Consider the following 4,211-nt stretch of genomic DNA (forward strand, 5'->3'; position numbering starts at 1 on the left):
AATCTTTTCCTTTTTGATTAGTTTTATAATAAGCAGATAAATTTTGCTCTACGACTGTTAAATGGTCCCACATTAACTTTTGCGCCTTCTCTTTATCTTGATCGATAATCGCATCAAGAATTCGACCATGATCCATATATACATTATCCTCTGTAACCCCTTCAGAATACAACCAAATATTCCGAGTTTCTTTCATATGAATCGCCATCATACTTGATACATTTTGCATTAACTTATATAACATTGGATTTTGTGATGATTTTGCAATAGTCAAATGAAACAATATATCTGCCTTCTCTTCTCCTTCTTCATCACCAAAAGTATCTTTCATGTTTTCTAGTATTTCTTTAAGCTGCTCTATATCTTCTGCTGTTCGATTTTCTGCAGCAGAACCTACCGCACCCATTTCGATAATTTTTCTTACTTCCAACATATTTACAATGTCAGCTTTATTCATCAAAATGGCAGAGGAAAAACTGAAATCTAGTTTACTAGCATCAAACTGTCTTACATATGTCCCTTCTCCTTGCTTCATTTCTACAAGCCCTTGCGCTCTTAGCGCACTTAACGCTTCTCGAATAGCAGATCTCCCAACTTGAAAATTCTCAGCAAGTTGTTGGACAGAATCCAATTTGTCACCTGGTTTCAACTCTCCTCTTTGTATCATTTCATACAGTGTGTCAGCTACTTCTTCATTTATTTTTTTTGCCTTTATTCGCTTGTATTCAATCGCCATAATTCTGCACCTCAATTTCCGTTCGCGTATATTTCTATTGGTATACTTTTCATACCATTACCTCTAATTATAGGAAAACTACAATATTTGTAAAGAAAACATCCTTCTATTACTTTTCTTGTATGATTCTACCATTACGTATCATTCTATTTGTTAAAAACTAATTATTATTTACTATTGATTATTTAGAACAATGTATTGTTCGAATATTTATGAGTAAAAATAGTGCCTAAACAGCAAAAAAAGCCATAAAGTCCGAATCCGGTCTTTATGACTTTTTCTCATCTATTAAGCTGATGCTTCTTCGATGTTCATTGATGGGCCAAAGAACTCAAATTTCACTTGTTCTTTAGGAACACCTAATGCATATAACGTTGTAATGATATATTTCATGAATGGAACTGGTCCACAAACATAGTATTCTGCGTCGCCTTTGTTCACTAATTCTTTAAGCACTTCTTCAGTTACTCTTCCTTCTTTAATAGCAGGAGACGTAGAAGTCTCTCCAATTAATTCTTCGTAGAAAGAAATAGCATTAAAGTTTGGTAGTACTTCATTTATTTGAGCAATTTCATTCACAAATGCTTGAACTGAGTTATTCTTTGTCGCATGTAGTAATGAAATTTCTTTAGTTGTTTTTTCATTTGCTAGAGTATGTAACATACTCATGAAAGGTGTAATTCCTACACCACCTGCTATGAAATGAACAGGTTTTGTTTCGTCTACTTCATATACGAAGTCTCCAGCTGGAGCTGTTACATCTAAAACATCACCAACATTCAAATGGTCATGTACGTAATTAGATACTTTTCCATCTGGTGTTCCCTCTTGTTGTTCACGTTTTACAGAAATGCGGAAATAGTCGTCTCCTGATGCATTAGACAAGCTGTATTGACGATTTAATAAATAATCCTCTCCAGGAATACTTAAACGGACCGTAATATATTGTCCTGATTTAAAAGCAGGTAATTGTTTCCCATCAACCGGTTGGAAATAGAATGATGTAATTTCATCACTTTCTTTCTCTTTTTTCACAACTTTAAACTCTTTAAATGTATCCCATCCACCAACATTAGATTTTGCTTCATCATACATTTCTTGTTCTACCGAAATAAATACATCTGAAATTACACCGTAAGCTTCTCCCCAAGCTTCGAGAATCTCATCTGTTGCTGCATCACCCAACACTTCTTTAATAGCTTTAAGTAGATATTCTCCAACAATTGGATAATGCTCTGGTTTAACGACAAGACTACGATGTTTATGAGCAATTTGTTTTACAGCTGGAAGCAACACATGTAATTGATCGATGTAAGTTGCAGCAGCATACACTGTATTCGCTAAAGCTGTTTGCTGTCTGCCTTTTTCTTGGTTTGCATGATTAAAAATATTCAATAATTCAGGATGAGCATTAAACATGTTTTTATAAAAAACAGTTGTAATTTCTGTTCCTTTTAGCGCAAGAACAGGTGCAGTTGATTTTACAATATCAATTGATTTTTGACTTAACATTACTATTACCCCTTTATTAAATTAAAGTAGTATTCCCAATACTCCTTTATTATAATTACCTAGTTATTTAAAAGCAATATTTAAAATACTACTTTTCTTTCAATTGTGTCCAATTTGCGAATGATATGGTACTATATAATAAACAACACTATGATATAGTGAGGAATCCATATATGAGATTAACTAGTTATACCGACTATTCTATTAGAGTATTGCTCTATTTACATATCCATGATAACCAATTAAGTACGATTCAAGATATTGCAAATGCATATGGAATTTCAAAAAACCATTTAATGAAGATTATTTATAATTTAGGCAAGCTTGGATATATTGAAACAATCCGAGGACGAAATGGCGGGATTCGCTTAGCTAAATCTCCTTCTGAAATTAATATTGGTAAATTAGTGAGGGAAACGGAAGAGGACTTTAATATCGTTGAGTGTTTTTCTAAAGATCATGATACTTGTCCAATTACTTCACTTTGTACGTTAAAAGGTGTATTAAATCAAGCTATGTACGCATTCTTAAAAGTGCTAGATGGGTATACGCTGGATGACATTTCAAAAAATAAAATTAAACTTCGTGAGTTATTTGATAGCTAATAATATAAATAGCAAAAATAGGCATCCCCTTAATAGTATTAAGGAATGCCTATTTTTAGTTAGAAAAATTTATGCCTCTACAGAAGCATTTGAACTTACATCTTTAACCCAGTTAAATGGATCTTCCAGTTCACATGTTTGAATACCTGTGATAGTATCATAGATTCTTTGTGATAATTCACCAATTTTATTATCGTTAATATTAATTGTTTTACCTTCCCAAACTAAACTTCCAACTGGAGAAATAACAGCTGCTGTACCAGTACCCCAAGCTTCTTCTAATTGACCGTTATCATATGCTTCGAAGATTTCAGCAATTGAAATTTTTCGTTCAGAAACTGGAACATTCCAATATTTCAAAAGTTCAATAACCGATGCACGTGTTACACCATGAAGGATACTACCATTTAACATTGGAGTTACTACTTCTCCGTTAATTTTGAAGAACACGTTCATTGCGCCTACTTCTTCAATATATTTCTTCTCAACACCATCAAGCCATAGAACTTGTGAACAACCGCTCGCACTTGCAATTTCTTGAGCTTTCAAGCTCGCAGAATAGTTACCACCTGTTTTTGCTGTACCTGTACCGCCTTTAACAGCACGAACATACTCATTTTCAACAGCGATTTTTACAGGATTAATACCACCTTTATAGTAAGCACCGACTGGTGACATAATGATGATGAACTTATATTTCCCAGATGGATTTACTCCTAAGAAGGGCTCCGTCGCAATAATAAATGGTCGGATGTAAAGGGATGTTCCTTTTGTATGAGGTACCCAATCTTTATCAATTTCAATAAGTTTCTTTAAACCTTCTAAAGCTAGCTCTTCATCGAATTGAGGAATACAAAGACGTTCATTTGAAAGATTCAGACGTTCAAAGTTCTTTTCAGGTCTAAATAGCACGATTTTGTCTTCTTTCGTACGATATGCTTTAAGACCTTCAAATACTGTTTGTCCATAATGGAAAACCATACAAGCTGGATCCAAACTTAAAGGTTGGTATGGTTGGATTTTCGCATCATGCCAACCTTTCTCCGTTGAATATTCCATCACAAACATATGGTCGGTAAATACTTTACCAAACTGTAGTGCTGAATCTTCTGGTTTTTCTTTTCTTTCACTAGTAAGCAAAACTTCTATTGTATTATTTGTCATTATTGCGTCTCCTTTGCTTAATAAACTTTTCGAGCTTGAGTTATTATTTATCAGAAAAATATGATAAATTTTATTTTACTCTTACCCTTTGACTGTATCAAGTTGAAATAGGAAAAAATTCATCTTTTCTAATAATTGTGTTGTTAATATATCTTGTTTAAAAAATACCTTTTTTAATTATAGCAGTATATATA

At 33.2% G+C, this 4,211-nt stretch carries 4 protein-coding genes; 1 reads left to right on the forward strand and 3 read right to left on the reverse strand.

The window, feature by feature from the left end; translation table 11 throughout:
- On the reverse strand, positions 1-730 hold a 730-nt coding region (locus V7014_RS08015; RefSeq protein WP_335505964.1), incomplete at its 3' end, for a FadR/GntR family transcriptional regulator.
- Positions 731-1,024: 294 nt separating this feature from the next.
- Positions 1,025-2,248, reverse strand: coding sequence for an NO-inducible flavohemoprotein (gene hmpA / locus V7014_RS08020; RefSeq protein ID WP_335505958.1), 1,224 nt, complete (start codon positions 2,246-2,248; stop codon positions 1,025-1,027).
- Between the two features lie 173 nt (positions 2,249-2,421).
- Between hmpA and V7014_RS08025 the strand changes: the two genes are divergently transcribed.
- Positions 2,422-2,853: an Rrf2 family transcriptional regulator gene (locus tag V7014_RS08025; RefSeq protein WP_335505960.1), complete on the forward strand. Its 432-nt coding sequence runs from the start codon at positions 2,422-2,424 to the stop codon at positions 2,851-2,853.
- A gap of 69 nt (positions 2,854-2,922) precedes the next feature.
- On the opposite strand, the gene V7014_RS08030 is transcribed toward V7014_RS08025, so the two are convergent.
- Positions 2,923-4,017, reverse strand: coding sequence for a branched-chain amino acid aminotransferase (locus V7014_RS08030; protein WP_335505962.1), 1,095 nt, complete (start codon positions 4,015-4,017; stop codon positions 2,923-2,925).
- Positions 4,018-4,211: the final 194 nt, after the last annotated feature.

This window comes from Bacillus sp. JJ722 (genome assembly GCF_036963345.1).
Lineage (GTDB): Bacteria > Bacillota > Bacilli > Bacillales > DSM-1321 > Bacillus_AD.

Excerpts from the sequence above, each read along its gene's own strand:
- hmpA (WP_335505958.1), bottom strand. The coding sequence starts at position 2,248 with ATGTTAAGTCAAAAATCAATTGATATTGTAAAATCAACTGCACCTGTT.
- V7014_RS08025 (WP_335505960.1), top strand. The coding sequence starts at position 2,422 with ATGAGATTAACTAGTTATACCGACTATTCTATTAGAGTATTGCTCTAT.
- V7014_RS08030 (WP_335505962.1), bottom strand. The coding sequence starts at position 4,017 with ATGACAAATAATACAATAGAAGTTTTGCTTACTAGTGAAAGAAAAGAA.